The 26695-nt window shown below is 51.0% G+C and carries 27 protein-coding genes and 4 pseudogenes; 15 read left to right on the top strand and 16 right to left on the bottom strand.

Translation table 11 applies throughout. The features are described 5' to 3' along the window. Positions 1 to 99: 99 nt before the first annotated feature. From ompC to ttcA, 5 genes and pseudogenes are all read left to right on the top strand, one after another. Complete coding sequence (gene ompC, locus K2184_RS26430) at positions 100 to 1206, top strand: porin OmpC (RefSeq protein ID WP_004101605.1); 1107 nt, start codon at positions 100 to 102, stop codon at positions 1204 to 1206. Positions 1207 to 1355: 149 nt separating this feature from the next. Further along, complete coding sequence (locus K2184_RS26425) at positions 1356 to 1568, top strand: KTSC domain-containing protein (RefSeq protein WP_004112591.1); 213 nt, start codon at positions 1356 to 1358, stop codon at positions 1566 to 1568. Positions 1569 to 1650: 82 nt separating this feature from the next. Then, positions 1651 to 2085, top strand: coding sequence for a universal stress protein UspF (gene uspF / locus K2184_RS26420; protein WP_004101601.1), 435 nt, complete (start codon positions 1651 to 1653; stop codon positions 2083 to 2085). A 565-nt stretch (positions 2086 to 2650) separates the two neighbouring features. After that, positions 2651 to 2743, top strand: a pseudogene (locus K2184_RS26415) (hypothetical protein); the annotation flags it as partial. A 182-nt stretch (positions 2744 to 2925) separates the two neighbouring features. Beyond that, on the top strand, positions 2926 to 3861 hold the full coding sequence (gene ttcA, locus K2184_RS26410; protein WP_004101599.1) for a tRNA 2-thiocytidine(32) synthetase TtcA: 936 nt from the start codon (positions 2926 to 2928) through the stop codon (positions 3859 to 3861). A gap of 44 nt (positions 3862 to 3905) precedes the next feature. On the opposite strand, the gene dbpA is transcribed toward ttcA, so the two are convergent. The 9 genes and pseudogenes from dbpA to K2184_RS26365 all read right to left on the bottom strand — a co-directional run bounded on the left by dbpA (position 3906) and on the right by K2184_RS26365 (position 13168). Continuing rightward, the gene (dbpA, locus tag K2184_RS26405) at positions 3906 to 5279 is read right to left on the bottom strand and encodes an ATP-dependent RNA helicase DbpA (RefSeq protein WP_023320856.1); all 1374 of its coding nucleotides are present in this window, start codon (positions 5277 to 5279) and stop codon (positions 3906 to 3908) included. Between the two features lie 40 nt (positions 5280 to 5319). Then, positions 5320 to 5484 (bottom strand): annotated as a pseudogene (gene ynaL, locus K2184_RS26400) (proline-rich small protein YnaL); the annotation flags it as partial. 277 nt (positions 5485 to 5761) lie between these two features. Next, on the bottom strand, positions 5762 to 6745 hold the full coding sequence (gene zntB, locus K2184_RS26395) for a zinc transporter ZntB (protein WP_004101596.1): 984 nt from the start codon (positions 6743 to 6745) through the stop codon (positions 5762 to 5764). 341 nt (positions 6746 to 7086) lie between these two features. Continuing rightward, entirely contained in the window at positions 7087 to 7701 is a 615-nt protein-coding gene (locus K2184_RS26390; protein WP_032728146.1) for a response regulator transcription factor, read from the bottom strand. A gap of 124 nt (positions 7702 to 7825) precedes the next feature. Beyond that, entirely contained in the window at positions 7826 to 8344 is a 519-nt protein-coding gene (locus K2184_RS26385; protein ID WP_004112585.1) for a fimbrial protein, read from the bottom strand. A gap of 8 nt (positions 8345 to 8352) precedes the next feature. Continuing rightward, complete coding sequence (locus K2184_RS26380; RefSeq protein ID WP_127074469.1) at positions 8353 to 9285, bottom strand: fimbrial protein; 933 nt, start codon at positions 9283 to 9285, stop codon at positions 8353 to 8355. A 30-nt stretch (positions 9286 to 9315) separates the two neighbouring features. Then, entirely contained in the window at positions 9316 to 11847 is a 2532-nt protein-coding gene (locus tag K2184_RS26375; RefSeq protein ID WP_163525761.1) for a fimbria/pilus outer membrane usher protein, read from the bottom strand. A gap of 63 nt (positions 11848 to 11910) precedes the next feature. Next, positions 11911 to 12582: a fimbrial biogenesis chaperone gene (locus K2184_RS26370; protein WP_049095232.1), complete on the bottom strand. Its 672-nt coding sequence runs from the start codon at positions 12580 to 12582 to the stop codon at positions 11911 to 11913. Positions 12583 to 12637: 55 nt separating this feature from the next. After that, positions 12638 to 13168: a fimbrial protein gene (locus K2184_RS26365; RefSeq protein WP_004101580.1), complete on the bottom strand. Its 531-nt coding sequence runs from the start codon at positions 13166 to 13168 to the stop codon at positions 12638 to 12640. Positions 13169 to 13585: 417 nt separating this feature from the next. Between K2184_RS26365 and K2184_RS26360 the strand changes: the two genes are divergently transcribed. The 4 genes from K2184_RS26360 to K2184_RS26345 all read left to right on the top strand — a co-directional run bounded on the left by K2184_RS26360 (position 13586) and on the right by K2184_RS26345 (position 16928). Next, entirely contained in the window at positions 13586 to 14215 is a 630-nt protein-coding gene (locus tag K2184_RS26360) for a winged helix-turn-helix transcriptional regulator (protein WP_032742579.1), read from the top strand. Between the two features lie 83 nt (positions 14216 to 14298). Continuing rightward, on the top strand, positions 14299 to 14931 hold the full coding sequence (locus K2184_RS26355; RefSeq protein ID WP_004101576.1) for a winged helix-turn-helix transcriptional regulator: 633 nt from the start codon (positions 14299 to 14301) through the stop codon (positions 14929 to 14931). Between the two features lie 169 nt (positions 14932 to 15100). Beyond that, positions 15101 to 15847: a DeoR/GlpR family DNA-binding transcription regulator gene (locus tag K2184_RS26350; RefSeq protein WP_017146017.1), complete on the top strand. Its 747-nt coding sequence runs from the start codon at positions 15101 to 15103 to the stop codon at positions 15845 to 15847. Positions 15848 to 15860: 13 nt separating this feature from the next. Further along, a complete protein-coding gene (locus K2184_RS26345; protein ID WP_017146018.1) occupies positions 15861 to 16928 on the top strand; it encodes an oxidoreductase in 1068 nt (355 codons plus the stop codon). A gap of 163 nt (positions 16929 to 17091) precedes the next feature. Here K2184_RS26345 and umuC read toward each other — a convergent pair. Further along, positions 17092 to 18356: pseudogene (gene umuC / locus K2184_RS26340) on the bottom strand (translesion error-prone DNA polymerase V subunit UmuC). Continuing rightward, entirely contained in the window at positions 18356 to 18778 is a 423-nt protein-coding gene (gene umuD / locus K2184_RS26335) for a translesion error-prone DNA polymerase V autoproteolytic subunit (protein WP_023320844.1), read from the bottom strand. Before umuD ends, umuC begins: the two are co-directional and overlap by 1 nt. A 283-nt stretch (positions 18779 to 19061) precedes the next feature. On the opposite strand from umuD, the gene K2184_RS26330 reads away from it, so the two are divergent. From K2184_RS26330 to K2184_RS26320, 3 genes are all read left to right on the top strand, one after another. Beyond that, positions 19062 to 19256, top strand: coding sequence for a hypothetical protein (locus K2184_RS26330; protein ID WP_004101565.1), 195 nt, complete (start codon positions 19062 to 19064; stop codon positions 19254 to 19256). 154 nt (positions 19257 to 19410) lie between these two features. After that, entirely contained in the window at positions 19411 to 19602 is a 192-nt protein-coding gene (locus K2184_RS26325; protein ID WP_004101564.1) for a hypothetical protein, read from the top strand. Positions 19603 to 19779: 177 nt separating this feature from the next. Next, a complete protein-coding gene (locus tag K2184_RS26320) occupies positions 19780 to 20094 on the top strand; it encodes a PTS sugar transporter subunit IIB (protein WP_004101562.1) in 315 nt (104 codons plus the stop codon). A gap of 54 nt (positions 20095 to 20148) precedes the next feature. Here the strand turns inward: K2184_RS26320 and K2184_RS26315 are convergent, their stop codons facing one another. The 3 genes from K2184_RS26315 to K2184_RS26305 all read right to left on the bottom strand — a co-directional run bounded on the left by K2184_RS26315 (position 20149) and on the right by K2184_RS26305 (position 22732). Continuing rightward, positions 20149 to 20712, bottom strand: a complete 564-nt coding sequence (locus K2184_RS26315) for a YagU family protein (protein ID WP_004112567.1) — start codon at positions 20710 to 20712, stop codon at positions 20149 to 20151. Positions 20713 to 20971: 259 nt separating this feature from the next. Continuing rightward, positions 20972 to 21160 (bottom strand): cold shock small protein YmcF, encoded by a 189-nt coding sequence (ymcF, locus tag K2184_RS26310; RefSeq protein ID WP_004101558.1) that lies wholly within the window; start codon positions 21158 to 21160, stop codon positions 20972 to 20974. 666 nt (positions 21161 to 21826) lie between these two features. Beyond that, positions 21827 to 22732, bottom strand: coding sequence for a LysR family transcriptional regulator (locus K2184_RS26305; protein WP_023320843.1), 906 nt, complete (start codon positions 22730 to 22732; stop codon positions 21827 to 21829). A 137-nt stretch (positions 22733 to 22869) separates the two neighbouring features. Between K2184_RS26305 and K2184_RS26300 the strand changes: the two genes are divergently transcribed. After that, on the top strand, positions 22870 to 23802 hold the full coding sequence (locus K2184_RS26300; RefSeq protein WP_163525851.1) for an aromatic alcohol reductase: 933 nt from the start codon (positions 22870 to 22872) through the stop codon (positions 23800 to 23802). Next, positions 23798 to 23914, top strand: a pseudogene (locus tag K2184_RS26295) (oxidoreductase); the annotation flags it as partial. The gene K2184_RS26300 and the pseudogene K2184_RS26295, both read left to right, overlap by 5 nt. Positions 23915 to 23971: 57 nt before the next feature. Here K2184_RS26295 and K2184_RS26290 read toward each other — a convergent pair. Beyond that, the gene (locus K2184_RS26290) at positions 23972 to 24952 is read right to left on the bottom strand and encodes an NAD(P)H-dependent flavin oxidoreductase (RefSeq protein WP_163525850.1); all 981 of its coding nucleotides are present in this window, start codon (positions 24950 to 24952) and stop codon (positions 23972 to 23974) included. 156 nt (positions 24953 to 25108) lie between these two features. On the opposite strand from K2184_RS26290, the gene K2184_RS26285 reads away from it, so the two are divergent. After that, on the top strand, positions 25109 to 25993 hold the full coding sequence (locus K2184_RS26285; RefSeq protein ID WP_024274075.1) for a LysR family transcriptional regulator: 885 nt from the start codon (positions 25109 to 25111) through the stop codon (positions 25991 to 25993). Positions 25994 to 26124: 131 nt separating this feature from the next. Here K2184_RS26285 and K2184_RS26280 read toward each other — a convergent pair whose 3' ends face one another. Beyond that, entirely contained in the window at positions 26125 to 26667 is a 543-nt protein-coding gene (locus K2184_RS26280) for a GNAT family N-acetyltransferase (protein WP_004101547.1), read from the bottom strand. Positions 26668 to 26695 lie beyond the last annotated feature (28 nt).

The raw sequence follows: 26695 nt of genomic DNA, 5'->3' as shown, positions 1-26695 counted from the left end.
TCGTAACAATTGATATTTACCAGATCTCAATCTGCTCCTTTAGCATGAGTTTACTTCCCTGGAGGAAGTTAAAACAAAAACAGTTAAAGGATTGTCTAAATGAAAAGAAAAGTACTGGCCCTCGTTATCCCGGCATTATTAGCTGCTGGCGCTGCACACTCCGCTGAGATTTATAATAAAGACGGAAATAAACTGGACCTCTATGGCAAGGTGGACGGTCTGCATTATTTCTCTGACGATGCATCAAAAGATGGCGATCAGTCATACGTCCGTCTTGGCTTCAAAGGCGAAACTCAGATTAACGATCAGCTGACTGGCTACGGTCAGTGGGAATATAACGTCCAGGCGAACAACACCGAAGGCGCGGACAACCAATCCTGGACCCGTCTGGCGTTCGCTGGCCTCAAGTTCGCTGATTACGGTTCATTCGATTATGGCCGTAACTACGGCGTGCTGTACGACGTAGAAGGCTGGACCGATATGCTGCCAGAATTCGGCGGCGACTCTTATACCCAGGCGGATAACTTTATGACCGGCCGCGCCAACGGCGTAGCAACCTACCGCAATACCGACTTCTTCGGTCTGGTTAATGGCCTGAACTTTGCCCTGCAGTACCAGGGTAAAAACGAAAATGCCGGCAGCGGAGAAGGCACCAACAATGGCGATCGCAGCGTACGTAACGCTAACGGCGATGGTTTTGGTCTATCCACTTCTTATGATTTCGGTATGGGTATCAGCGCCGCTGCCGCCTACACCTCCTCTGACCGTACCAACGATCAGATGACCCAGACCACCGCGCAGGGCGATAAAGCGGAAGCCTGGACCACCGGCCTGAAATATGACGCCAATAACATCTATCTGGCGACCATGTATTCCGAAACCCGCAATATGACGCCTTACGGCAACGGTAACGGCGTAGCCAACAAAACTCAGAACTTTGAAGTGACTGCTCAGTATCAGTTCGACTTCGGCCTGCGCCCGGCGGTCTCTTTCCTGATGTCTAAAGGCAAAGATCTGACCAATACCGATGGCGACAAAGATCTGGTGAAATATGCTGACATCGGCGCGACTTATTACTTCAACCGCAATATGTCTACCTATGTCGATTACAAAATCAACCTGCTTGACGAAGACGACAGCTTCTATTCCAACAATGGCATCTCTACCGATGACGTGGTTGCTTTAGGCCTGGTTTACCAGTTCTAAGCTGCGGGCCCGCTGGCAACGGCGGGCTCTCTTCCCTTGCCTCTGAAGCTGCATTCAAAGCAAAACAATATATCAATTGCTTTAAAATAATCGTCCGATGAATGATATATTACTGACAGGAACTGCCGTAGCCGTAGAGGACGCCTGCCATGCACCATCATTGCGTAAAATCATCCCGCATCCACTCCATCGCCTATGATGAATCCTCTGGCATTCTTGAAATCCGTTTCCGCGATAACCAAACGCTACAGTATCTCGGCGTCCCGCCACGCATTTTTCGCGATTTTCTCCAGGTTGTTTCTAAGGGCCGTTTTTACGACGGTGTGATTAAAGGCAAATTTACCGAACGCCGCCGCGCCTGATAGCGAAAGTGTGATTGGGTTCAATATACAATATTCGTCCGGATGGCCTACACTTTAAGTGGTTACTTAAACAGGAGGTTATATGAACAGAATGATTCTTGTGCCCATCGATATTTCCGATACAGAATTAACTGACCGTGTTATCAAGCACGTTGAGGCTGAAGCCAGAATCGATGATGCCGAGGTGCATTTCCTGACCGTCATTCCCTCCCTTCCCTATTACGCTTCGCTGGGAATGGCCTATACTGCAGAGCTGCCGGCGATGGACGACCTCAAAGCCGAATCGGAGTCGCGGCTGAAAGAGATTGTGAAAAAATTTACTATTCCGGAAGACCGTGTCCATTTACACGTTTCCGAGGGTTCGCCGAAAGATAAAATTCTCGCTATGGCGAAATCCCTTCCCGCCGATCTGGTGATCATTTCTTCGCACCGTCCCGATATCACCACCTATCTGCTGGGTTCTAACGCCGCCGCCGTTGTCCGCCATGCGGAATGCTCGGTACTGGTCGTACGATAAACCTATCCTGCCCGCCGCCGTGCGGGCTTTTATTTGCTCGCCTGACAGTAGATTCCCTGTGCTCCCCCTTTGCTAATTCCGACCATTCACATAACAACAATGCCTGCTAAGCGCAATCGGCTAGCAGCTCGCTAAAGCCAGAGTATCCACGGATTACTCCTATTTGCTGCGCCGGCAGAGGAGTATCTATGGCATCTCCTTAAAATATTCACATTTTTATATTGGAATTGGGTCTCGCCAGTTCAGGAGTTATTATGAAAAAAATTATTTTAGTCGTATTTGTGTTCTGCGGAGCGTTGTCTCTGTCCGGATGTATTTTGCCTCCAGGTGGACCCGGTGGTGGACCGGGCGGGGGGCATTTCCACGGGCCGGGTCAGCGTTGATCGGTCAACACACTTAGTTACTCTTCCATAAAAGCCACCCGAAGATCGCCTTCGCGGTGGCCATAGAATATTTATCTGTTGCCTATCATTTCACCATTATTCCTTTTAGCAACGGCTGTTATCTCAATAAAAGGCAATTTTGCCTGTGGCAACAATGTTGTACTTGCATCCGTATAGTCAGGGTAGGGCTAAAATGGAAAGCTGCCGTAAAACGCGCTGGTATTCGTCGTCGGAATCCGTACCATACGCGACATACTTTTGCCTGCCGGCTGCGGTAAGCCGGAGCTAACCCATTGCTAACCAGATGGGGCATGAAAACGTAAAAAATGGTGTTCAACGTCGACAATACAGGGATGGAAGAAATCAACGGCGATAGGCTTTAAATGCCTGACGCCAGACTTGCACCGTAATGTTAACTTTGCCCCTTACATGCCTTTTGTTTCAGAGAACGTTTATAATGCTTGATAATCAGCAAGTTACAAAGAAAGAAAAATACAATATCGACAAATTGCAGAAGCGCTTGCGCCGTAACGTCGGCGAGGCGATCGCTGATTTTAATATGATTGAAGAAGGTGACCGCATCATGGTTTGCCTCTCCGGCGGTAAAGACAGCTACACCATGCTGGAGATTTTGCGCAATCTGCAAAAAAGCGCGCCGATATCCTTCTCACTGGTGGCGGTGAACCTCGACCAAAAACAGCCGGGCTTCCCGGAACATATCCTGCCGGAATACCTTGAGCAGTTGGGCGTTGAATATAAGATTGTTGAAGAAAATACCTACGGCATCGTTAAAGAAAAAATTCCGGAAGGCAAAACCACCTGCTCTCTCTGTTCGCGCCTGCGCCGCGGCATTCTTTACCGCACCGCGACTGAGCTGGGCGCCACCAAAATCGCCCTTGGCCACCACCGCGACGACATCCTGCAGACTCTGTTTCTGAATATGTTCTATGGCGGTAAGATGAAAGGGATGCCGCCGAAGCTGATGAGCGACGACGGTAAACATATCGTTATTCGCCCGCTGGCCTACTGCCGGGAAAAAGATATTGAACGTTTCTCTCAGGCGAAAGGTTTCCCGATTATTCCGTGCAACCTGTGCGGTTCACAGCCGAACCTACAGCGTCAGGTGATTGCCGATATGCTGCGCGATTGGGACAAACGCTATCCCGGACGCATCGAAACCATGTTTAGCGCGATGCAGAACGTGGTGCCTTCTCATCTCAGCGACGTTAATCTGTTCGACTTCAAAGGCATTCATCACGGCTCTGCGGTCGTTGACGGCGGCGACCTGGCGTTCGATCGCGAAGAGCTCCCGACGCAGCCGGCCGGCTGGCAACCGGAAGAAGATGATGCGCAGCTGGACGCTCTGCGTCTGAACGTGGTGGAAGTGAAATAATCCTCCTGCGTCTCAGGCAATCGCCTGAGACGCCGCTGCCGGGTCTATTTCAGCAAACGTACCCGGCAGGCCTTGCCTTTAATTTTGCCGTTTTGAAGCTGCCTGAATGCCTTATGCGCTACGCTCTGACGCAGGGCAACGTAGACATGTGCCGGATGAACGGCGATCTTTCCGATGTCAGCACCATCAAGACCGATATCACCGGTCAACGCTCCCAGCACATCGCCCGGACGCATTTTAGCCTTTTTACCGCCGTCAATGCACAGCGTGGCCATCTCTGCCTGCAGCGGCGTAATCGAGCTATTCATCGGCCCGTCCATCCAGTTGAGCTTCATTTGCAGCATTTCGGCAAGAATGTTCGCACGCTGCGCCTCTTCCGGCGCGCAGAGGCTAATCGCCAGACCGCTTTCACCGGCGCGAGCGGTACGGCCAATGCGATGCACGTGTACCTCCGGGTCCCAGGCCAGCTCATAGTTCACCACCAGTTCGAGCGATTTTATATCCAGGCCGCGGGCAGCGACATCGGTCGCCACCAGCACGCGCGCGCTCCCGTTGGCAAAACGTACCAGCGTCTGGTCGCGGTCGCGCTGTTCAAGATCGCCATGCAGCGATAGCGCGCTCTGCCCGGCGGCGTTGAGCGAATCGCAAACGGCCTGGCAATCCTTTTTGGTGTTACAGAACACCACGCAGGAGGCGGGCTGATGCTGGCTTAGTAGCTTTTGCAGCAGCGCGATTTTACCCTTTTGCGAAGTTTCAAAAAACTGCTGTTCGATAGCCGGTAGCGCATCAACGGCATCAATTTCAATAGTCTGCGGATTATTCTGCACGCGGCCGCTGATTGCCGCTATTGCTTCCGGCCAGGTGGCGGAAAACAGCAGCGTCTGGCGCGACGCCGGCGCAAAGCGGATCACGTCATCAATGGCATCGCTAAAACCCATATCCAGCATGCGATCCGCTTCGTCCATCACCAGCGTTTGCAGAGCGTCCAGCGACACGGTGCCCTTCTGCAGGTGATCGAGCAAGCGTCCCGGCGTGGCGACGATAATATGCGGCGCGTGCTGCAGCGAGTCGCGCTGAGCGCCAAAAGGCTGGCCGCCGCAGAGGGTTAATATTTTGATATTCGCCAGGAAACGCGCCAGGCGACGCAGTTCACCGGCCACCTGATCCGCCAGCTCGCGGGTCGGACACAGCACCAGAGACTGGGTCTGGAACAGCGAGGCGTCAACGTGCTGGAGTAGCCCGAGGCCGAATGCCGCCGTTTTACCGCTGCCGGTTTTTGCCTGCACGCGGACATCTTTGCCCGCAAGAATCGCGGGTAAAGCCGCTGCCTGAACCGGGGTCATCGAAAGATACCCCAGTTCATTCAGATTAGTGAGCTGGGCGGCGGGCAAAACATTCAGAGTTGAAAAAGCGGTCACAATAATTTCTCGCATTACATTGAGGGGCGGACAATCTGCTGGCGCGTATCCTCGCAGATCTCCGCTCCCGATGCGACAATTTAATCGGCTCATCGTCAGGCGGCGGATCGGGCAACGGGCGCGGACGTGGCTTGGGATCGTGGACCGGCACAGGATCGTTGGGTTCCGGCGGTATGGGTATTGAGTTCAGCGGTTGATAACGCATATTGACTCCCGGTGATGGACGGGTACACCAATTAAGCGTAGAAGCTGGGAAACAGAGCGCAAAAAAAAGCCGACTCATTAAAGTCGGCGTCGTACGAATCAATTGTGCTATGCAGTAATTCAAAAAAGGAAGTAAGACAATATGGAGCGCAACGCCCATCGCTTGACGTTGCATTCACCTGCGAGAGAGATATTGCCCTGAATGGGTAGATGGTTTATTGATTTCGCTCAAACATTGCCGGGTTTTCATCATCGCCATCGCGACAAAAGACGATTCTTTACAACCATTTACTACGATGCAACCACCATGTAACACCCCCAATGAGAACGACTAACATTATGCAGAAAATAGAAAAACCCATATGCCAGCTATTGCCGGGAATGCCGCCGAGGTTAACCCCGAACAGCCCGGTTAAAAAGGTACTGGGCAGAAAAACCATCGCCATGAGCGACATCGTGTAGGTTCTTCGCGATAACGACTCCTGCATAATCTGCGCGATCTCATCGCTCATAATCGCCGTTCTGGCGATGCAGCTATCAATTTCATCCAGACCGCGGCCAAGACGCTCAGCAATATCCTGCATCCGCCGCCGATGGTCATCGGTCATCCACGGCAGCCGCTCGCTGGCCAGCCTTGCATAGACATCACGCTGCGGCGCCATATAACGGCGCATGACGATAAGCTGTTTACGCAACAGCGCCAGAAAGCCGCGCGGCGGCACCTGCTGATCGAGTAAATCATCTTCCAGATCGATAATCCGGTCATGGAGCTGCTCAATAAATTCGCTGGCGTGATCGGTCAGCGCATCGCAGACTTCCACCAGCCAGCCGCCGCCGTCAACCGGCCCGTTGCCCTCACGCAAATCGCCGAGCACATCGTCCAGCGCCAGCACTTTGCGCTGCCGGGTAGAAACAATTAACCGCTCGTCCATATAGAGACGCATCGCAACCAATTGGTCCGGGCGCTCATCGGTGCTGCCGTTAATACAGCGCAGCGTAATTAATGCCCCATCGCCAATCCTCGTCACTCTGGGACGAGTGCTCTCCCCACCCAGCGCATCGCGTACGTTATTAGGCAGCAGCGGCGTCGATGCCAGCCATTCCGCGCTATCTACATGGGTATAATTGAGATGCAGCCAACAAGGATGCTCTTTATCAATGGTATCGCTGTCGACCAGCGGCTTTACGCCGCCCTGCCCGTCGAACACCCATGCAAAAACGGCATCCGGCACGTTCAGTTCCGATCCTTTTATGGCGTCCACTGGACCTCCGTTAACTCATGCACATTTTCGTAGTCTAGCCTTACGCGACGGTTACGCAAGAGTTAATAAGCCCATCCTGCTGAATTCACTGGCGAAAAGTGGGGACGCAAAAACGAAGAACCCGCCGGCGGCGGGTCGTGGATAAACTTTGCGATACAGCGGTTAACCTGCGCGATCGTCCGTCGCCAGAACGTATGCCGGCGGCAAGACAGGTTAACGGGAGTCGTTCATTTTTTCTCTTCGGCGTATTGACGCGCGTTATCATGCAAATGGGTACACATGCTTTTATCCTCCATTGTTACAAGCAGAATAAACATAGATGAGAAATAGCTTTTTGCAAGTTAGTCATTATGGCCCGCTGAGCTTCTGCGCAAATAATTTAACAGCAGCACGAGGTCGACATCATGGCGTAACTTGAATTTTGACATGATGATGCGCTTATGGGAGAAAACCGTTTTTTCGCTCAGCGCCAGCTTGCCGGCAATCTCTCTGACCGAAAGCCCCGCCAGTAGTGCTGCGGCCACTTTTTCCTGCTGTCTTGAGAGCTTGCGATGACGACAATCATGACAGCGAATATCGGATTGATTCATCGAGGGAGTCGCCTCCTGCATCCGGGCCCGCTTAATTTGCGCAATCATCCGGTAAATTTTCTCATCCTGCTGAATAAATATCATCTCCTTCAGGCATGAGGGCAAGATCCCTCCGCGCCAGCGGAACTGCTTACCTACCAGGCCAATAAGGATGCCTCCCCGGCGATGCTGTAACTCGGGATGACAAATGTACTCCTCCCCGCGGCATAAACTCAGCACCATAATATCGGTTGCGGTATCTTTCCCCTTATATATTTTATTCACTGCCAACGAGCTAAACATAGCCGCAGGGAATAAACTCTCCAGCAGAGCGTTAAAACCTAATTTAAAAAAATTATTATCATTTTTATAAATGACATTCAGCATGGTCACGATAGCCCCTGGATACCCGGTGATAGTATATCAAGCATCAGCCAGACGATAGTCGCCAGCAAAATTACGGCGATCGCCGATTTACAAAATAGCGTACAGAAAAGCATGGTACTTCCTTTTATTGCCAGGTAAAGGTCACGGTGACAACTGCATTAATCGTACCGGGCGTAACACCACCTCGCGGGCTGAATGCCCGCGCGCGCAGGCGGTAGCGATATTGATTATTCACAATCGTCCCGCTTACCGTTTTATCCTTACCTAAAGGCTGCCCTTCTGCCGTTTGTAGCTGTATGGCAATATTGCCTGCGCTACCGCTATTCTGATAAAGATCGTCCGGGCCAGCGTTATCAGCATTACCGGAAAACTGCATCGTGGCCGTTGTCGTTCCCGCGGGACAGCGTTCAATATTAAAATCAAAGGGTACCCACTCCGTCGCGGAGCCAGGCGTATAGAGAGAAGACGCCCGGATACCCTGCGAATCGGTCAAGGAAATTGTTCTTGCAACACTATCGCTGCTGATCTGGCAGGGGGCGGCAACTATTTTACCCTTGATATTCAACGAAACCACATCGCCGGCCAGTAGCGGAGCGGAAAACAATACCAGAACCAGACATAAATCATGTAATTTGGCGATCATTGCCTCTCCTATTGATAAGTCATATCCAGAGTTGCGGTCGCGTTAGCTTCGCCGGCTTTAACCACCGGCTTGGTCTGATAATAACGAGCCGTAATCGGCAAACTTTCCAGGCCGCCCGAGGATTGCTTTAGCATCAGGCGATTATTCAGCTGCACTGGCGCATTGTTATAAAGCAGCTGAACGCCAACGCCATCCGCAACGGTCTCGCTGCCCTGGCCGGTTAACGCCAGCACGCTGCGGTCGCCGCTGGCGTCCGGATTCTGCGTCCCCTGGAGTTGTATATGGATATTTGCTCCGGCGTTGCAATTAAGTCCCAAATTCTGCGTGTCCGTGTGCGGAGGCGAAAAACCCGCAGCAGACCCAAACTCGGCCGCGCTTACGCTGCCGAGATCAAAACTCAATACCTGGCTCGAAATAGAGCAGCTAAGCACATTTACCTGTGAACTGGCGTCCAGGGAGATTTTGGTAAAATAATTGCCAGGAGAACCAAACCACGCCTGAGCAATTAACCCTGGCGTTAATTGTCCGGAGGTGATATTTCCGGTTTTCACCAGCGACACCGTATAATATCCCAGGTAAAAAATGTAGTTTGGGGTTACCGGAGGTAAGCTAAAATCTCCGGGCATGCCATTTACTTTGATCCCTACCCCTTCAAGGTTGGTTTGATAAACGCCGCTGACTGGCGATTCAATACCCGACAAATACACCATGGAATAATTTCCGGGGCAAGACTCTCCATTATCCGAAGTAATGGCAGCTTGCGCATAGCCCGGGGAGACGGTAGAAGCGATAGTCGCCCCTACCGGGATATCGCGTTGAACATTCACCGTACCAAAACCAACGGTATTGATCTGCGCCAGTAATACCTCACAGGTCACCGCGGAACAGCAGCCAGCCGTTAAACTCAACATTAAAATAATGAGAGATATAAACTTTCTCATAGAAGTACTCTTGTGCTTGAAAAAATAACGCTAGCGACAGGTAAACTGCGCCATGCTAATTCCGCTAATGCTATTATCTGCAGCCAGAGAATAATCCACCTGACAGCGCTGCGAGTTTTTCTGGCCCCAGGCAACGTCTAAGGTTCCCTGCGGCGGCATGCCGGTTAAATAGACCTGACCTGCCTCATCGACGATAGCGCTGCGCCCTTCATTACCCATCAGATTAACCAGCGCGCCAAATGGCACCGGCTGTTGATTATTCTGTTTTAGCGTTAACAGCGCCCGCAAACCCACATTAGCAATATAATCGGCGCGGACCACCGCTCCCCGCGTCGGAATAACCGTTTTATTGGTAATCGCCAAATCGACATTCTCCGGTAAGGTCGTCGTATTCAGGCCAATATCGTTTTTACGATAGGGTGATACATTATTCGTTACGGTATAGCCGCGAAAATCGGTCTTCGCGCCATTCTGATTATTAATGTCGACGCCGGAGGCGCCAGGAGCTTTTACCAGCACATTCGTTTCACCCAACGGTTGCGAGAACGTGATGCCGTCGGCATGCGCCAGAACCCCGCCCGCCAGGCCATAGCTCAGCCGCTCGCTATTTCTGTCATAACTGTAGCCGCTCGTCAGTTCACCATAGGTGCCTCGATAATCTGCATTCGCGCTGCCGCTGTATCCGTCGCCTCCGGAACCATACCCCTGCTGAACGCTCCAGTTCAGCGAATTGCCTTCCAGGGCAATGCCGTTTATTCCGACGGAATGGGTCGCACCGCCGCTCTTGCTGCTATTCAGGGCATAATTTGCCCAGGTATTGCTGGCCAGACGCGGCAACGGAACGCTGATATTCAGTGAAATAAGCTGTTCGGCGCTCCCTGTACTGCGGTTTTGTCCACCCGATGCTCCGCCATTTTGACTTCGCGTCCAGTTAATGCCGTAGCTAATCCCTTGCCAGGCGTTGTTATAACCGGCGCTCAGCGATGAGGCTGAGCGACTGGCATGCCAGTAATCTTCACGGATCGCACTCATCATTAATGACCCTGCGCGCTCACCCAGCGCCTGACTCAGCGTCATCTCCATTCTGTTGCGCCGATGTTCGTTCACCGCGCCGGGACTCCCCCACGAGTCCAGCGTTTCCTGCATAGCGTAGTAACCGCCGGTAGAGTAGCGATATCCCGCAATAGCGAAATTGGTGCCGGTGGCGAGCATATTTTTGCTGTAGCGTATGCGCCACGATTGTCCGGCCTGTTTCTTCTCCCCCTGAGGATGCGACCAGGCCTGCGTCACATCGCTGGAGAGCGCGCCGATATCGCCGAGGTTTCTTCCTAAGCCGCCGGCAATTGACTGATATTTGGCTGATTCCTGAAAGCCGCCATATAGCGTGAACCCACCGCCTGCCCCCAAAATACCCGTCATCTGGCCAAAGGGAGTTTTATCGACGCGGCGGTCCCAGGAGCGGTACTGGCCGGCCGTCAGGGCATATTTTAATCGTCCTTCGCGTTGCAGAATCGGTAACGAAGCATAGGGAACAATAAAATTTTGCTCGCTGCCATCGGCTTCTTTAATGATCACGTTCAGATCCCCGGAACCGCCGGTGGGATACATATCATTAATTTCAAATGCGCCGGGAGCTACGTAGTCCTGGTATATAACATAACCATTCTGGCGAATAACGATCTGCGCATGCGATCTTGCTATCCCGCGAACCACCGGGGCATAGCCGCGCATCGACTCCGGCAGCATGTCATCATCAGACGCAAGCTGGCCGCCGCGAAAAGGCATACTATCGAAAATATCCGCTGGCGCCGTACTGTCGCCCAGCGTCAGCTGAGCTTTTAACGCAATAATATTGCGCTGCGCGTAGCTGTAAATCGTCTCCCACTTCTCTTCCCCCTGGCTATCACGATTCCAGGTGGAGTAGTGACGCAGCCGCCACGGTCCCAAATTTATGCCCGGACGCAGGTTGGCATATTGACTGCTGCTCTTTTCGTCCTGATGGCGCCCCCAATCGTTGGCTCCGCTAAGCATATAGTTCAGCATGACAGCGTTAATACCTTCGTCCCAACGTTCCGGGGGGACATAACCTCGTGCTACCGGTGAAAGCGCAGCTTGCGGAATACTTAATCGCAATTTTTGCGTGCTAAACAGAAATTCGGACGTTGCCTGCGGGATAGCGGAGAGATCCGCACATTTCCCGGTGCCGGATAAGGCGGCAAATTGCGCCGTTTTCACCCCATAGCTCTGTAGCAGGTCCACCGTCAGGCAAGGTTTTAGTTCTGGCACTCCGCCCTGGCGCTCAACGGCATAAAAGACGATATCCCGCGCATCAACCACCTTGTCATTTATAATCACATCGACATGATAAGTACCCGGTGCCTGAGCGCCGTTTTCAAAAGCTGAAAGGTCGGCCCCTTTCTTTTCGGGGTTATCAATTTCAAGCAGCGCCGGGTTAAAAAAATCACGGCCCTGCGCGTCATTTCCCATAACGGAGAATAACAGCGTGACGCCAACCACCAGGTATGCTGGATAATGCTCCGGCTTTCGCTTTTGTGCTTTCATAAGCATTCACTCCATTACGATAGTTTTTATTGTTATTCTGTCGCTATCGCCTTAATCCTTTGTTTACGGCATGACGTTATGTATTACCCCAATTCCGCCATAGTCATTAATGAGCTTAAATGCAACTGGCGTAGAGGTTCCGCCTGAGGGAATAGCGTATGAACGGGTTGCACCTGGCGCGACGAATGTCACATCGTCTATCTTTACTGTTCCTACTTTTATTTCATTAAAATTCATATAGTACGGAGTGGGATTGGTGACCTGAAGTCGATCGCCCGTTCGCTGCCATCTGAGTTTATCCGCCTGTTCTTCAGGACTACTTTGTTTCAGCGCCGCGGGACGATAAATCAGCTTTATTCGTGTTTTTACGGCCACCTGTAAAGTATTATCCCGAGGCGTCACCGACGGAATAGATTTAATGTTTAGCCAGTACATTGATTCGCGATCTTGAGATAACTGTCCGGCCAGAATAATACGCATCACGTTCTGCTGATTTTTATCCAGCCGATAAAGCGGCGGCGTAATAATAAAAGGGGCTTTATTCCCACCCGGTATTGAAGGTTCGACCCAGGACTGGATGAGATAAGCCAGGCCGTCAGGATTGGTCACGCTCAATGAAGCCTCTTTTTTATCACCCGCATAGATCACCCGCGTCCCGCCGATAATCACCCCCGCGTAAGATGTTGAAGTAAGGGTTAAAAGCGCCATCGTCGCCATTGCGGTAAAAAACTTCATTGCACACTCCAGCGATAATCAGGGCCGAGCAGTGGCCCTGATTAACGTTCAAAAATTAGTTGTAGTTAACGGTAAAGTTGGCAACCGCATTTGCCGGACCGGCAGTAACAACTGCCTGAGTCGCCTGATAAGAGGCATAAAAATCAAGATTGTTATCAGCCGTGGTGACCAACGGGTAGCTATAGCTATTGACCTGATTTAGCCCTTGCAAACTTTTATCCGCCGTCATCAGCTTAATGGCGACGCCGCTTGCCGCAGCCGGCCCCTGGGTAATAGCTAAAAGATCGCTATTGTTTAAATCATTGGCACCATCAAATTTCACCTTCGCTGAGTTAACGCTCGCCGGGCAGTTAATCAGCTTAATCGTGAATTTAGTTGCGTCAGACTCATCTCCTGTGCTCTGGAATGAGGTGCGCGCCACGCGGCCCAAATCGACCGTCATCGTATTATTACTGCCGATATCTACGGTGCAGGCCTGGTCAAGAATTTCACCGGTAAAGTTAATGGTGCCATCAGCAGCGTGAGCGCCTGCCGCCGACAGAGCGGCGCTGATAGCAAATGTCGCCATGATTATTTTATTATTCATTTTGATACTCCTTAATTAATTTACTCTCGTTCCGCGGATAAAAACATGGCATCAAATTCGCCCGTCATCATTTCGCAGACGTTCCATTGCTTCATCATTTGTTTAGACAATAAATTATCCTGCCGGAGGCAATGCACAAGAACATACTTGTATTAAAATCTGCATTCAGGCGATATTGCCCTGTACAAATAGTGATATTAAAAAACCAACCTCATTGCTCCTGATTTAAATTTTGATATAAACCCACCCATTATCTCAAGTGATTTTTCGGTGTAATTTTACACCGCCTGAGATATTCACTCTCCGCTAGCGGTTGGCTCATAATTTCACTCTCAGTTGAATCAGCACATTGATGCCAGGCTATTCTTTTGGAGATATAAAAACGTGTCTGATAGTATAAACACAGTGAAAACAAGTATGTATGGGGCTTTATCTTTCAAACCAACGTCGCATATTGAAAATCTTATTACTCACCTCAAGCCCGGGTCTAACATATTTGAAACACATCCCAGACAAAAAATTAACTACGAGAATGATAGTTCTCGTAAATGTTACTTACTGCTCTCCGGCAGTATTGCGCTTTTTCGCACCCGGGATGGTTTTATGATGAACTCAGAGTCCGCGCCTTACGTTTTTGGCCTAAGCAATCAGCTGGCCGCAGCCGACTATCTTTATATGCAAACGATGGAGCCTTCTCGTATCGCCAGCCTGTCTTTATTTACCGCCAATACCATTATTGCCGAAAAAGACCTGTGGGAAAGCCTCGCGCATTTACTTATTTATACTGCCGGACGCGTTTACGATCACTGTACCCGCATTTCCGCACCAAGCTCATACGCGATTATCCGTTCACAATTATATGAGCTGATGCAGGAGTCCGCTGAGATTCGGCAGAGCATTACTGCGGCAAACTATATCCAGTCGCGGACATTTCTCTCTCGCAGCAGCATTATGAAAATCCTTGCCGAACTAAAAAAAGGCAGTTATATCACCACCGAACGCGGGATTTTGTTGCAGATCAAACAGGGAATCCCGTTGAAATACTGAAAGTTACGCCAAACTTGTGTCCTGTTGCCCAACGACTATCTTCTGCTAGATTTAATGTCATGGCAGATTAAACAGAATGTTCTATGGCTGCGCGCGATCGTCATATCGATATCAAAGTACCGTCACCTCATCTGACGCCTCTGCTTGCCGCGATAACCCACGATGAGGATTACCGCCTATGGAAAAAAAGCAGCAAACTTTTTTTCCGCCGTGGATCGCAACCTTTATGCCACTTCGTGCGTAAAGGCAGTGTGCTGATCGTGCGCAATGAAGATGCCTTCTCCCTCGGCATTCTTTCCGCCCCGCTGGCGTTGGGTTTTACCGTTCCACTGTCGGAACACCTTCATTTGCGTACGATGGCTGAATCTGAAATCGCTACGCTTCCCTATGAACAGGTGATGGCGATAGTCGAAGAAAAGCAGATTTGGGACCTGGTTGCTAAACACGTTATGTTTGTGACAAATAAAATTTTCATTTATAACGAGATGCTGACGGCGCCCACCAGCTTTGATATTTTGCGTTATCAGTTGCTGATGCTGATTCAGGAACCCGACGAAATCCGCGCCAGTACAGCCGCCTATCAGTATATTCTTGACCGTACTCGGTTATCACGCAGCAGTATTATGAAAATGCTCGCCGAATTAAAAAAAGGTCACTATATCCAGCTGGAAAATGGCAAACTCCTGGCCATACACCACCTACCTACCCGATTTTAAATACCGCAGCCGTTACTCAGCCCGATCTGGACTACGCGAAGGATTATTATTCGCCGGGACAAAACGCGGCAGCTGCATCGTTAGCGCCAGACCGCCGATGCTGCCGATTTCTTTTTGCGCAAAATGCTGTATTATGCGAGTTATTGCAGCATTTTGCGGGGTCATAATAGTGCATAAAACGGCCAGACAAAAATACCTCATTGATATCCTTAGTGAAAAAGGCCAGGTCACCATCAGCGAACTGGTTGATAAACTGCAGGTATCTGCGGATACGCTGCGCCGCGATCTTAGCGACCTTGAAAAACAGGGGCTTGCCCAGAAAAACCACGGCGGCGCTATCGCGCTTAATCTCTCGATAATGAATCGCCAGAACCGCAATACGCTGCTGGCGGATACCAAGCAGCGGATCGGGAAAATGGTGGCGGAGAAGATCCCCGGCGGATCGACGCTGTTTCTTGATGCGGGTAGCACCGTGCTGGCCGTCGCCGCCTGGATACAGGGCCCGATGACGATCATCACCACCTCATTGGATATTGCACAACACTTCAGCGATCGCGCGGATATTGAGCTGATTTTACTGGGTGGAAAATGGGACCGACAGCAGCGCCTGTTTGCCGGAAACGCGACGGTATCTCTGCTGGAACGCTATCGGGCGGATATCGCGATCCTCGGCGCCTGCGCACTCCACGCCGACCTCGGCCTTAGCGCCAGTCAGGAAGCGGATGCTGAAGTCAAGCGCGCCATGCTGGCGGCCAGCGCAGAACACTGGCTGGTCGCCGATCATCTGAAACTGAATCACTGCGAGCCCTGGCTGGTTGCCGGGCTCGCCGACATCCATCAGCTCTTTCTCGACCGGCCATGGAAAGAATTGCAGGACAACGGCTCAACACAACTTAATATCGCTGAGACTAAATAACGCGGAGATGCTTATGAGTAACGCTAAGACTATTAATATTGCCCTGATTGGCTACGGCTTCGTCGGCAAGACTTTCCATGCGCCGCTGATTCAGTCCGTCGAAGGCCTGAATCTGGCGATTGTCGCCTCGCGCGATGAAGAGAAAGTCAAACGCGACCTGCCGGACGTCACCGTCATCGCATCGCCTGAAGCGGCGATTCAGCATCCGGAAGTCGATCTGGTCGTCATCGCCTCGCCTAACGCGACGCACGCTCCCCTTGCCCGTCTGGCTTTAAATTCCGGTAAACATGTCGTCGTCGATAAACCGTTTACCCTGGATATGCAGGAGGCCCGCGAACTGATTGCGCTGGCGGAGGAAAAACAGCGGGTGCTGTCGGTGTTCCATAACCGTCGCTGGGATAGCGACTATCTGGGAGTGAAGCAGGTTATCGAACAAGGGCTTATCGGCAAAGTGAAACATTTTGAGTCCCATTTCGACCGATTCCGCCCGGAAGTACGTGTCCGCTGGCGGGAGCAGAACGTACCGGGAAGCGGCCTGTGGTTTGATTTAGGTCCGCACCTGATCGACCAGACGCTACAGCTATTCGGTCTGCCTCAGTCGGTCCAGGGAAATATCGCTACCCTGCGTGAAGGCGCGGAAATCAACGACTGGGCGCATGTGGTCCTCAACTATCCGCAACATAAAGTCGTTCTGCACTGCAGCATGCTGGTGGCAGGTGGGGTGGCGCGCTTTACCGTTCATGGCGATAAAGGCAGCGTCGTTAAACAGCGCGCTGATCGGCAGGAGAGCCAGCTGCTGGCGGGGGTGACGCCGGGGAGCCAGGAGTGGGGCCAAGACGACGATAGTCTGGTCCTGTACGATGCAGACCTGCAGTCACGTGAAATCAGCGCCCCGCAAGGGGATCAGCGCCAGTACTATATTCACGTCCGCGATGCGCTGACCGGCAAAATCAACAATCCGGTATCGCCGTTAGAGGCGCTGGCGGTAATGGCTGTGCTGGAAGCCGCGGTAAAATCGGCCGAGAGCGGAACGACGCAAACCTTAGCGCTGACCGCAGAGGAACTGGCGGGTCTGAAGTAAGCGCTGCGCTAGCTGTCTGATGGCGGATTCCCGGGTCGGTGCGCCTGCATCGGTTCCGGGAAAGTTCTCTTCGCTGGCTTCCGGCGTTACGCTGACCGGGGTATCCGAGAGGGCTTGTTGGCGACAGCGTGCGGCAGCGAATAAAGCGCCCGTTCATACTGGCTTACAGTTTGACCCGCAGCAGGTCGCTGAACCGGGTGGTGTAGGCTGGAGACAGCCTGTGCCGTTTCATCTCCCAGCTACGCGTAATCCCCTGCCCGGCAAACCAGAGCCGACCTTTTTCACGCCGATTCACAAAATCAAGCACCTCCATCAGCTGTTCGCTGTTGGCGCGCGGGCGATAGTCATCAAACAGGCCTAACTGGGCCACGCCCCGGCTAAAGAAATCACCCAGCATCACACCGCACTTTTGATATCGGTGTCCCTCCCGCCAGATAGTCTCCAGGCATTTTACCGCCGCGGCGACGATATCCCGGCTATCCTGAGTCGGAATGTGAATTTCTGTCCCGGCATCGTTACCGTAATAGACGTCATTGCCGGCGAAAGGACTGGTTTTCAGGAATACCGAAACATAGCGGCAATACTGATGCTGCGCGCGCAGCCTTTCCGCCGCGCGTACCGCATGGCTGCATATGGCTTCGCGCATCGGCCCATATTCGCTTACCTTCTGACTGAATGAACGCGAACTAATGATTTGCTGTTTCGTGGGCATATACTCTTCAAGTTCAAGGCAGGACTCACCTCGTAGCTCACGCACGGTGCGTTCCATCACCACGCTGAAATGTTTTCTGATGAGGGAAGCGGGCATTTCGGCAAGTTCAAGGGCCGTGGTAATTCCCATATCATTCAGCTTTTTCGCCATGCGCCGCCCCCCCCCCAGATTTCGCCGACGGCAACCTTCGCCAACAGTTTCCTCTGCCTGGCTTGTAAAGAGAGATCGACAACACCCTCGAATTTTGGCCATCTTTTGGCCGCATAATTAGCCAGCTTGGCCAGCGTTTTCGTCGGCCCGATCCCGACCCCGACCGTCAATCCTGTACACTGCAGCAGCGTACTTCGCACGTGGCGCCCGAATGCTTCAAGCTCCTCAGTGCGATGGATGCCGCTGAGATTCACAAACGCTTCATCAATGGAATATTGATACACCGCGGGAGACAGCTCCTCAAGAAGGGTCATAACGCGCTGGGACATATCGCCATAAAGCGCATAGTTGCTGCTAAATACCGCCACCTGATGACGCTCAAACTGTGATTTCATTTTGAAATACGGCGCGCCCATCGGGATCTCCAGCAGTTTAGCCTCGTGATTCCTCGCGATTACGCAGCCGTCGTTATTGCTTAACACCACCACGGGGCGCCCACGTAAATCAGGACGAAAGACCATTTCACAGCTGGCATAAAATGAATTCACATCGACCAGAGCAAACATCAGCGCAGCCTGTTGATGCTGAAAGTGACTACGCCAAAAATCTCCAGCTCTTCACCGTCGTTGTGCAGCACAATCGGCGGAAAATCCGGATTCATCGGCAGCAGTTGCATCGTAGGGTGCGTACACAGGCGTTTAACCGTGTATTCGCCGCCGATAGCGGCAATGATGATATCACCATGCTTCGCCTTCAGGCCGCGATCCACCACCAGCAACGTACCTTCATAAATGCCGGCATCTACCATCGACATGCCGGTCGCCATAACAAAATAGGTTGCCGCAGGATGGCTGATACAAAGCTCATTGAGGTCTATCCCCTTCTCGATGTAATCCTGCGCCGGGCTGGGAAAGCCGCACGACACAAGGTCGCTAAACATCGGAATCGACAAGATTTCACGCATTTCAGCCGGTTTACTGAACATCATAATAATCCTCTCACACCAATACTGTATTTATATACAGTATTAATTTTTCAGCCGAGTTTATCAAGCCGCCCGGCAAACATTGAGGCGAAAACATAAAAAGACGTAAAATTCTGCCTGAGACCATGACTGTCGCAGGCAGGCCACTTCCGGACCTACGTAATCCAGATGGTTTTGCACTGCGCGCTGGAAATTTCCTCAATTTGGGAGGAGGATAGAATCCGTAGATGCGCTCTTTGCACATAACCTGCTGTTGTCCACCCGACATACTGAACTGGAGATTCATATGTATTACACGTTAGGAGATAAGACTCTCCACTTTTATCGTTATCAGTGCCGCTTTTATGTTGCCCACTGGGATGGCGGCCATGTGATGACGGAGAAGTTCAAGCCGTTTGTTGCTTCTATCACCGAGAAAACGGGCATTGATGCAAAGAACGTTGAGGCGGCGGCGCGGGACTACTTCAATAACGTTGATTGAGAATGTACTTAATACCATCGCTATCGGCTCAGCCATAGCGATGATTTCCGTGGGCAAACGGCAGAAGTTCAGGCAATAGTCATGTCACGGTAACGTAAAATAAAGGCTGTAAGCTAAACCCCGGATCCCACCAGCGCTAAAACGAGGTGAAGAGATGGCCATGTTAAAAGCCAGCAATCTGGAACAGGCAAAGCAGCTACTGCAGTCCGACGATACCGTTAAAATAGAACTGGATTTCGAGCTCGACTCCGATGAGTTCTTCAATTTTGCTATTGAATACTGTACACATGGAGCAAAGCTTACGCGAGTTGGCGATCGCTTCGTAATTTCACGGAAATTAAAGTAGTCTGCGCGTTAACCTCCTGCCATTCACAGCGTCACAGAGGCCGTCGATTGACGTATCTGTGATGCTCTCAGACACAAGAAATATCTGCATAAATTGCCGTGAAAAATTGATGCAGCGCGCATTTTCGATAATCAGAGAGGAATAAGGTAGCTACGGTTACTCACCGAGGGTTAAAACGTGAAAAAACTACTAATCTGCTGTCTGTTCGGCGAAACGGCAGGTATTATTGCCCGAAGGATGCAAAAAATAGCTGATGACCGACAATGCGATCTCTTAATCAGCGCCGTTGGGGTTGAAAACTTCTTTAGCATCGCCCCCGCCTTTGATGGCGTTCTGATCGCGCCACATATTCAGTATAAAATTGCCGAATTTATTGCTGCGTTGCATTTACCTCAAGAAATTGCTGTTATTGAAAGCTTGCCCTACGCTACATTTGATGGCGAAAAGATCCTCAATTTCGCGCTGAATACAATGCCGCGTGCTCTGGTTTAGTCTGAAAGTCCTGGCCACAAGAACCCGTGGAAACACGGGTTCCTGCGGAGCCAATTATCTGAAGGGCGCATCCAGAGGCACTTCGGCGTCAGGCTGGTGAGTAATGCGGTTGCGAAGGTCGCGACGAATCATCTCAATCGCCCAGAACCAAAAAATATGCCCCACTAACTCCGAAATATACTCATCTGCAGGAATATTCAATAAGGAAGGCGTCAGGCCCAGTAACGGAAATGAGATCCAGTGAACGGCAATGGTAGCAACAATCCCTGCCCACGCCCCCTGCCATAATTTGACTTTCGGAAAGATTTCAGCAACAACGCAATATCCCACCGCAAACACCAGAGAGAATATAATATGCGTTACCATAACCGGATTAATGATATGCTCGGAAAAAGTATATACCGTATGCGTGGGGTCAATTCCCAGATAGTCGCGCAAGAAAAGATACGGCGGATTAAACTCATCCCTGCCACCGGAAAAGGTTCGAGGGGGTAAAGGAACTTCCGCACCCCATTTAACGAACGCAGACATAATCCCTGCAACCACCCCGACAAATAGCGCTACGCCATAACGGCGCCTTTCCGGTTGTGTCTGAATAAAAAACTCTTTAATCGCCATATTAATCACCATTAATCCATTACATTTATTTTTCTTATCTCATTTTTAATGGCATTACGGGCAGGCAACATTGATCAAGATCACACTTTTCCGGATGCCGGTGCTACCAGTTATGTACTGTAATTATGGCCATAATGCTTTCGCCTGCGAATCGTAAGCGATTTTTTTACACAAAAAAGCCGCCCGCAGGCAGCTTAGTGACAAAAGGGTGACAATATTGAATAATTTAAGATTAATGGCCCCTTTCAGGGCCGCCAGGTTACTTGCGTAACTCGAGCGATGCCGAGTTTCTGGCAATATGCGGGGCGATATTATCGAATGTAATCATTGCCGATTTACAAAAAATGCATTTCGCGCCAAACGGATTTTTTTCAGACACATCGTAAGTCGATGTTCTGTACTGTGACCCATGACAGCATGGGCACCTGAAATGAATGTGGTCAATCATGATGTTAGCCTCTTTTTGCTACAACATTCTCTACCGCAGGAACATTCACAGAAATCACCTTCCCGGCTTTCTGTTACAGCGTCATCGCGCTGCTCTGAATGGTTGAGAATAACAATGACTCATTGTCATTACTTCTGATAGATACCTCTGAAGCTTAGTCCAGATTGAGCTCTATTACTGCACCAGCGATTTTTTAATGTTGTTGTTTGCTTAATTTGCCCTCAGGGCACGTAATGTTCGGTAAATTTCAATAAAAAGTTGCGTGCTTTCAGGATAGCGATATCTCTTTTGCACTTTTTCACGCTAAACGGCGATACTAAAATACCACTTTTGCTATCACCGTTCGCGTCAGCTTCTGAACTTGTCTACTCGGGCTTAGACCGTCATCGTTGTCGCAGGTTCAAAAAACTTAACACTATTTGCTTCACAGAATTAATTAATAACGAAAAGGAGACTCTAAAGAAGGATTATCGATGGATAACGCTTGAGATGAGAACTGCTTTACTACTCGTTTCATTACTGGATCTGTGGAGTAAATCAACCATCTATTGATCGCACAAAAGTAGTTTGATAGCAAGTTTTATTTTGCTCGCGTGGCGGAAGCAAGGTTACGGCGCTCACATAATCGCGGCTTAATGGCCCGAATATTAACGCCCTGGATAGCGATTATTCGTCAGTGACCGCCTGCTGTAACAGCGCTTTGCTCCACGCATAGAATGCCCGTACCGAAGGAGGAAGGTATCTGTTTTGCGGATAAACCAGCGAAAGGGGCAAAGCGGAAGAGAAGTTCTCCAGACAGGATACCAGCTCGCCACTGCGCAGGTACGGCATAGCCAGATAGCTGGCAATCCGAATGAGCCCAAGCCCTTGTATTCCTGCCTGAATGTAGGCATCCGTATCGTCGACGACCAGCGTCTCTTTCATGCGAAGGGCATAATCCCCCTCAGCAAGCGAAAAATGCCACTCGATACTCCGACCGGTACGGTGGTTCAGGTAGCCAACGGCGCGATGCTGTTCCAGTTGGTCAAGAGTTTCCGGCCGACCATGAGCGGCAATATAGTCTGGAGAAGCGAGAATCGCCCAGCGAAAGCTTGCAAGCTCTCGGGCAACCAAAGTGGTCGAATCGTCGATTCTGCCCGTTCGTATCGCGCAGTCATACCCTTCCTGAATAATATCTTCTACGTCATCACTTGAACAAATCGTGATATCCAGACCGGGATACTGCTGCAGAAATTCCGGCAGCCCTGGGATAATACAATGTCGGGCAAGGGACTGCGGCATACCCACTTTAAAGCGTCCTCTGGGCTGCGCAAATCTACCGGGGAAAGAGGACTCCAGGGTGGCGATCTCAGCCAGAAGCCTTTTGCACTCTGTATAATAACTGTGGCCGTCTACCGTCACGCTAAGCTTACGGGTGGTACGCTGTAAAAGCTGAATTCCCAGGTATGCTTCAAGCTCTTTAATCACCCGCGATACCGTTGAGCGCGGCAGCCCCAGCACTTCAGCCGCTCTGGCGAACCCGTGTGAATCCACCACGCAAACATAGACCTGCATTGATTCCAGCTTATCCATTTTGCCCCTTCACCCACGCGATTGTTCCATATTTGCGAACAGTTTAACCCAATGTTGTGTCCTTATCGAATGTAGCTCATCGACCTAAACTTCCCTAAACCCAATCGATATTGTGACCTGATCAGTAAGGAGTCAGAATGAGAGAATCTCATATTAACGCAGGTGAAAAGGTATTAGTGCTGGGAGCGGGACAGTTGGGCGCAGCCGTACTCAGCTCATTAATCCCGGCGGTCAAGCGGCAAAATGGTACAGTCGCGGTTATCGTGTCGCCAGGATCGTGGGACGATCGGGGGGAGTTGCTTTCTGCTAGCCATCAACAACTGGCGGCGGCGGGGGCAGAATTTATTGCCCGCGACGTAGCCGCTGGTACTGTTGCATCGTTAACTGGCCCGTTTGCAGAGTTTGATACCATCATCAACTGCATGGGCTTTATTGCTGGCACAGGAACCCAGATAAAGATTACCCGTGCGGTACTGGAGGCCGGAGTGAAGCGCTATTTTCCCTGGCAGTTTGGCGTAAATTACGATGTAGTCGGAAAAGGCAGCGGTCAACCCGTCTGGGACGAACAGTATGACGTCAGAACATTATTACGGGAACAAATCGCCACAGAATGGGTGATTATCTCGACCGGTATGTTTACCAGTTTTCTTTTCGAGCCTGCCTTCGACGTGGTGAATTTATCGCAAAATACGATTAATGCCCTCGGCAGTTGGGATACCCAGGTTACCGTAACAACACCCGCGGATATTGGCCGTCTGACCACCGCGATTTATTTGCAACAACCGCAGGTGAGAAATGAAGTTATCTTTATCGCCGGAGAAACCACTTCCTATAGAAAACTGGCGGACACCGTTGAGCGGGTAACTCAAAAATGCTTTTCAAAAAAGGTACTCACTTTGCCCACTCTACTGGAACAACTACGTTCAAACCCGGACGATGGAATGCTTCGCTATCGCGCAGCTTTTGCCAGGGGAGACGGTATGTGGTGGCCAATGAATAAAACGTGGAATGCACAAAATAATATACCTACCCAGGATATTGCCTCGTGGCTCAAAAGTAGTATTTATTAAACGCCACAGTCGTCCCGAAGAAGTCGCAACAATGGTCGCGGGGCTGGCAGGCCCGAAAGCCTCGTTCGTAACAGGAGCCATGCAGACCATTGACGGCGCGTTTGGTGCGTGATGCCATGACGGGGTTTGGCAACCGCGAGATCCCGTCATGATTTTGTTGCGTCGGTTTTCAGCCTACGGCTAACTCGTTCACAACACTGGCGGCGCTTTTGATGCTGCGGATAGTGCCGATCCCCGTACCGAGTGAGATATAGCCTTCTTCAGCATTCCCCTCCAGCATGCCAATACGCAAGCCACGCAATCCCCCCATTGCTCTGCCGAGCTCTTCATGACTTGCGCCGGCCTTATCCATTGCGACCAAAGTTTCAGCGAGCCTGCCCGGCAGGGAGCGATAGTAGTGCGGCTGCGTGCGGAACAGCAGCAAATCAAGACCGTTGGCGGCAATAATTCTGTTTTTAATCGACAGCGGTACCCTGCTCTCTTCCGTTCCGATAAACACCGAACCGGCAAATACCCCTTCTGCGCCTAATGCGTGCGCCGCTCTGGCGGTGCGGTTATCAGTAATACCACCCGCAGCCATTAGCGGAATATTTTTCACCGCATCGGCAATCAGCGGCACGATTGAAAAAGTACCCAGCGCGGTGCCCGGCAAGGTTCCCCCTTCATCAAAACCGGTCGCGACAATGATATCGGCGCCGGCGTCTTCAGCAAGACGAGTATTTTCAGGCGTTGGATTGATATCGCGATAAATAATAGCAATGCCCGCCTGTTTAAGTTCATTAAATAACGACGGTATGATCGCCCCTTCACCGTAGCCGGTATAAACCACAGCGCTGACGCCCTCTTCTTTAATTACCTGCAGAATGGGTGGGGTCCAGATGTCATTGTCTGGAGAGGGGATCAGGTTCACACCAAAAGGCTTTTCGGTCAGTTGCTTAGTTTTACGAATCTCTTCGCGCATTTTTTCAGCGGTTTCTTCGGGCGTTGATACCGCAGTCGCGGCGGTTAATCCGGCATTAGGGCCAAGTACGCCAAGTCCCCCGGCATTGCTGACTGCGGCGACTAGACGGGCATCGGTCAACCAGGAGAGAGGGCCCTGAATCACCGGTTTTTCAATATGCAGGATCTGGCAGATACGGTTAGTTTTCATAATGGATTATCCTTCGCAGTGGCGCTACGGCGCGGGTCGTTTTTGCTGGAAGGAGTGTATGACGTTAGATTATTTAGAAAAATAGCTAAAAAAGTTCATCACTATTATAAAATTGATAACAATATCTACTCTGGCAGCAGGCAAAAGAATCCAGCCATGCAATTAAATCTCTTTGAATCTATAAGAATTTTTATTGAAATTGTCGAATCAGGCAGCTTTACTCAGGCAGCAGAAAACCTGCAAGTTCATCGCCCCGCCGTGACGAAAGCCTTACAGCTGCTTGAGCAGCACTGCGGTACGCGTTTGCTGCAGCGAACCACGCGTCGCATTAGCCTGACGCCTGACGGGGAAACGTTTTATCACCGGAGTAAACCTTTACTCTCCCAGGCGGATGAGCTGCTGGAGTCTTTTGGCGCCGATCGCGTACTGCGCGGCCAGCTGCGGGTTGATATGCCCATCGCTTTTGCAACTTTACTGGTTGTCCCCAGGCTTCCTGATTTTTATCGCCAGCATCCTGACCTCGAAATCATTCTTAGTAGCTCAGATCGCCGGAGAGATATGCTGCGCGATGGTCTTGACTGCCTGCTCCGCGTCGGGGAACTGGATGACGGAGACTATATCGCCCGTAAGCTGGGCAATATTAAAATGACGACCTGCGCCAGCCCGGCCTATATTGCCCGCTACGGCGCGCCGAACACGCTGGAGGATTTACAGCAGCATCAGGCGATCAACTGGATTAACAGCAACAGCCGACAAAGCATGCCGTGGACGTTTACCACGCCAGAAGGCCCCGTTGAAATGACGCTTCCCGGTAAGCTGGTCGTGGATAACTCAGAAACCTATTTATCTGCGGGGCTGGCAGGCCTGGGATTAGTCCAGGGGATGAACGTGTTTTTACAGCCTTATCTCGACCGGGGGCTGTTAGTGGAAGTCTTACCCGACAATCCTACCCCCGATCGCAAACTGTCACTTTTGTATCCGCACCGCCATCTTTCCCGCAAAGTTCGGGTGTTTACCGAATGGTTAGAGAGCTTATTGTGAAAAACAAATTTAATACCGTCCTCATGGGTGAAATTAACAGGATTAATTCACAGCAGGACAGGCGTGCCGTCAGTAAACCGTCGCCAGGCCATAGGCTCTGCGATGGCTGGCGGCGGCACGACAGCGGATACTCATTCCGGAAAGATTAATGCGTTCAGGACGTGATCCTGCCAGATACCATTAATTTTCAGATAAGAGTGCGCATAGCCCTCTTGCACAAAACCCAGACTTTTAAGGGTATTGCTGCTCCGCACGTTATCAGGCAGATGATTGGCCATGATCCTGTGTATCCCGTAATTCTCACGCACGTACCGAATCGCCTGCTCTAACGCTTCGCGCATCAGGCCCTTTCCCTGGCAGGCGCGATCGAGGGAAAAGCCCAGATAGCATGCCTGAAAAACGCCGAAGACAAAGTTAGTGAAGTTGATACTGCCGATGATTTGCGGTTCATTTTTGAGGGTGAAAACCAGCATCAGGCTACGTTTTTCGTCATACTCTCTGCGCGCGCTGCTGATTCTTTGCGCAATAGTGTCTAACGTAAAATAGTCGTCATTTCGCAAGGGTTCGAATGGTGCAAGGTGAGAACGGTTTTCCAGCAAATAATCCTGTAAATGCCGTGCATGGTCGGGCGCCAGTAAACAGATATCGGTGCGCTCCGTAGATAATAACTTCATCGCTTAGCCCTACTAACATGTTGGGCGA

This window comes from Klebsiella sp. K5-306 (genome assembly GCF_051835185.1).
GTDB classification, from domain to species: Bacteria; Pseudomonadota; Gammaproteobacteria; order Enterobacterales; family Enterobacteriaceae; genus Klebsiella; species Klebsiella oxytoca.
The sequence above is the reverse complement of the archived record's forward strand: the minus strand, read 5'-3'. Positions and strand labels throughout refer to the sequence as shown.

Excerpts from the sequence above, each read along its gene's own strand:
- ompC (WP_004101605.1), top strand. The coding sequence starts at position 100 with ATGAAAAGAAAAGTACTGGCCCTCGTTATCCCGGCATTATTAGCTGCT.
- uspF (WP_004101601.1), top strand. The coding sequence starts at position 1,651 with ATGAACAGAATGATTCTTGTGCCCATCGATATTTCCGATACAGAATTA.
- K2184_RS26315 (WP_004112567.1), bottom strand. The coding sequence starts at position 20,712 with ATGGCGATTAAAGAGTTTTTTATTCAGACACAACCGGAAAGGCGCCGT.
- K2184_RS26365 (WP_004101580.1), bottom strand. The coding sequence starts at position 13,168 with ATGAATAATAAAATAATCATGGCGACATTTGCTATCAGCGCCGCTCTG.
- K2184_RS26375 (WP_163525761.1), bottom strand. The coding sequence starts at position 11,847 with ATGAAAGCACAAAAGCGAAAGCCGGAGCATTATCCAGCATACCTGGTG.
- K2184_RS26280 (WP_004101547.1), bottom strand. The coding sequence starts at position 26,667 with ATGAAGTTATTATCTACGGAGCGCACCGATATCTGTTTACTGGCGCCC.
- K2184_RS26370 (WP_049095232.1), bottom strand. The coding sequence starts at position 12,582 with ATGAAGTTTTTTACCGCAATGGCGACGATGGCGCTTTTAACCCTTACT.
- K2184_RS26390 (WP_032728146.1), bottom strand. The coding sequence starts at position 7,701 with ATGCTGAATGTCATTTATAAAAATGATAATAATTTTTTTAAATTAGGT.
- ymcF (WP_004101558.1), bottom strand. The coding sequence starts at position 21,160 with ATGATTGACCACATTCATTTCAGGTGCCCATGCTGTCATGGGTCACAG.
- K2184_RS26305 (WP_023320843.1), bottom strand. The coding sequence starts at position 22,732 with ATGGATAAGCTGGAATCAATGCAGGTCTATGTTTGCGTGGTGGATTCA.
- K2184_RS26385 (WP_004112585.1), bottom strand. The coding sequence starts at position 8,344 with ATGATCGCCAAATTACATGATTTATGTCTGGTTCTGGTATTGTTTTCC.
- K2184_RS26285 (WP_024274075.1), top strand. The coding sequence starts at position 25,109 with ATGCAATTAAATCTCTTTGAATCTATAAGAATTTTTATTGAAATTGTC.
- K2184_RS26330 (WP_004101565.1), top strand. The coding sequence starts at position 19,062 with ATGTATTACACGTTAGGAGATAAGACTCTCCACTTTTATCGTTATCAG.
- K2184_RS26380 (WP_127074469.1), bottom strand. The coding sequence starts at position 9,285 with ATGAGAAAGTTTATATCTCTCATTATTTTAATGTTGAGTTTAACGGCT.
- K2184_RS26290 (WP_163525850.1), bottom strand. The coding sequence starts at position 24,952 with ATGAAAACTAACCGTATCTGCCAGATCCTGCATATTGAAAAACCGGTG.
- K2184_RS26345 (WP_017146018.1), top strand. The coding sequence starts at position 15,861 with ATGAGTAACGCTAAGACTATTAATATTGCCCTGATTGGCTACGGCTTC.
- ttcA (WP_004101599.1), top strand. The coding sequence starts at position 2,926 with ATGCTTGATAATCAGCAAGTTACAAAGAAAGAAAAATACAATATCGAC.
- K2184_RS26425 (WP_004112591.1), top strand. The coding sequence starts at position 1,356 with ATGCACCATCATTGCGTAAAATCATCCCGCATCCACTCCATCGCCTAT.
- K2184_RS26360 (WP_032742579.1), top strand. The coding sequence starts at position 13,586 with ATGTATGGGGCTTTATCTTTCAAACCAACGTCGCATATTGAAAATCTT.
- umuD (WP_023320844.1), bottom strand. The coding sequence starts at position 18,778 with ATGATGTTCAGTAAACCGGCTGAAATGCGTGAAATCTTGTCGATTCCG.
- K2184_RS26300 (WP_163525851.1), top strand. The coding sequence starts at position 22,870 with ATGAGAGAATCTCATATTAACGCAGGTGAAAAGGTATTAGTGCTGGGA.
- K2184_RS26355 (WP_004101576.1), top strand. The coding sequence starts at position 14,299 with ATGGCTGCGCGCGATCGTCATATCGATATCAAAGTACCGTCACCTCAT.
- K2184_RS26325 (WP_004101564.1), top strand. The coding sequence starts at position 19,411 with ATGGCCATGTTAAAAGCCAGCAATCTGGAACAGGCAAAGCAGCTACTG.